This window comes from Ideonella sp. P3_A4, from assembly GCF_056403075.1.
Window position 1 is genome coordinate 1 of sequence record NZ_JBFUGE010000836.1, and the last position, 2,208, is coordinate 2,208.

The 2,208-nt window shown below is 66.4% G+C and carries 2 protein-coding genes; both read right to left on the bottom strand.

Annotation, left to right across the window (positions count from 1 at the left end):
• Window positions 1-15 precede the first annotated feature (15 nt).
• A complete protein-coding gene (locus AC1DYI_RS33365; RefSeq protein WP_477208400.1) occupies window positions 16-798 on the bottom strand; it encodes a 3-hydroxybutyrate dehydrogenase in 783 nt (260 codons plus the stop codon).
• Window positions 799-854: 56 nt separating this feature from the next.
• Window positions 855-2,207, bottom strand: coding sequence for a GntP family permease (locus tag AC1DYI_RS33370; RefSeq protein ID WP_477208401.1), 1,353 nt, complete (start codon window positions 2,205-2,207; stop codon window positions 855-857).
• Window position 2,208 lies beyond the last annotated feature (1 nt).

Below are 2,208 nucleotides of genomic sequence, written 5' to 3' on the forward strand. Positions count from 1 at the left end.
CCTCCACACGGCGTGCTACTGGGCAGTCCAGCCGCCGTCGACGCTGAGCGTCGTGCCGCGCACCTGGTCGGCAGCGGGCGAACACAGGAAGGCGGTGATGCCGCCGATCTGCTCCGGCGTCGCGAACTCCATCGAGGGCTGTTTGTCGGCCAGCAGCCGCATGCGCGCCTCGTCTTCGGAGATGCCTTCGCGCGCGGCCCGATCGTCTATCTGCTGTTGCACCAGCGGCGTCAGCACCCAGCCGGGGCAGATGGCATTGCAGGTGATGCCGCTGCGTGCGGTTTCCAGCGCGACGACCTTGGTCAGGCCAACCACGCCGTGCTTCGCGGCGACGTAGGCCGATTTCGTCGCCGACGCGACCAGCCCATGCGCCGACGCGATATTGACGATGCGGCCCCAGTTGCGGCTGCGCATGTGCGGCAGTGCGGCCTTGATCGCGTAGAAGTTCGACGACAGGTTGACCGCCAGGATCTGCTCCCATTTGTCGTCAGGGAAATCCTTGACCGGTGCGGTGTGCTGGATGCCGGCGTTGTTGACCAGGATGTCGATGCGGCCGAAGGTCTCGACGCATTGCGTCACCATCGCGACAACCTCGGACGCCACCGAGACGTCGGCCGCGCTGTGCACGACCCGCACGCCGTGTTCGGCAGCCAGGCTCTGCGTCAGCGCGCGGATCTGCGGCGCATCGCCAAAGCCGTTCAACAGGATGTCGGCGCCTTGCGCGGCCAGCGCGTTCGCGATGCCGAGACCGATGCCGCTGGTCGAGCCGGTCACCACGGCGGTCTTGCCTTTGAGCATGCATTCCTCCTGGGGAGTTTCAGAAACAGGGAGCGGGGAAAAGCGGGCAGACGCCGTCAGACGATGCCGAACAGGTAGTAGGCGGCGATGACGACGAACACCGCCATCGTCTTGATGCAGGTCACCGCAAAGATGTCCTTGTAGGAGGTCTTATGGGTYAGGCCTGTCACCGTCAGCAAGGTGATGACGGCGCCGTTGTGCGGCAGCGTGTCCATGCCGCCGCTGGCCATCGAGGCCACGCGGTGCAGCACCTCGAGCGGAATGCCTGCCGCTTGCGCGCCGGCGATGAACTGGTCGGCCATCGCCGCCAGCGCGATGCTCATGCCGCCCGACGCCGAACCGGTGATGCCGGCCAGCGTGGTCACGCTGATCGCTTCGTTCACCAACGGGTTCGGAATGGCTTTCAGCGCGCCCTGGATCACCAGGAAGCCGGGCAGCGCCGCGATCACCGCGCCGAAGCCGTATTCGGACGCCGTGTTCAGCGAGGCCAGCAGTGCGCCGGACACCGCTGCCTTGCTGCCTTCGGCGAACTTGGTGATCACCGGCTTGAAGGCGAACGCCAGCACCGTCAGGATGCCCAGCAGCAACGCGCCTTCGACGGCCCAGATGGCCTGCAGGCTGGTGACCTGCGTGACCACCGGGTGCGCCATGGCCAGCTGCACCTCGTAGGTCTTGCCGTAGAAGGCCGGGATCGCGCTGACCAGCAGCAGATTCGCCACGCCGACGACCAGCAGCGGCAGCAGCGCGATCAGCGCATTCGGCAGCGCTTCGGTGGCCACCGGCGCCGGCTCGTTGGTGTGGCCTTCGCCATAACCTTCATTCGACGCGGCGGCCGCGCGGCGGCGCCATTCGAGGTAGCTCAGGCCGGCGATCAGGATGAAGACCGAGCCGACCACGCCCAGCCAGGGCGCAGCCCAGGTGGTGGTCTTGAAGAACGTGGTCGGGATGATGTTCTGGATCTGCGGGCTGCCGGGCAGCGAATCCATCGTGAACGTGAAGGCGCCCAGCGCGATCGTGCCGGGGATCAATCGCTTCGGGATGTTGCTGGCCTTGAACATCTCGGCGGCGAACGGGTAGACCGCGAACACCACCACGAACAGCGACACGCCGCCATAGGTCAGCACCGCGCAGACCAGCACGATGGACAGCATCGCGCGCTGCCGACCGACCACGCCGATCACCGCCGCGACGATGGCTTTCGAGAAGCCCGACAACTCGACCACCTTGCCGAAGATGGCGCCGAGCAGGAAGACCGGGAAGTACAGCTTGACGAAGCCGACCATCTTCTCCATGAACACGCCGGAGAACATCGCCGGCACGGCCTCCGGATCGGTAACCAGCACCGCCAGCAGCGCGCAGACGGGGGCGAACAGGATGACGCTGTAGCCGCGGTAAGCCACGAGCATCAGC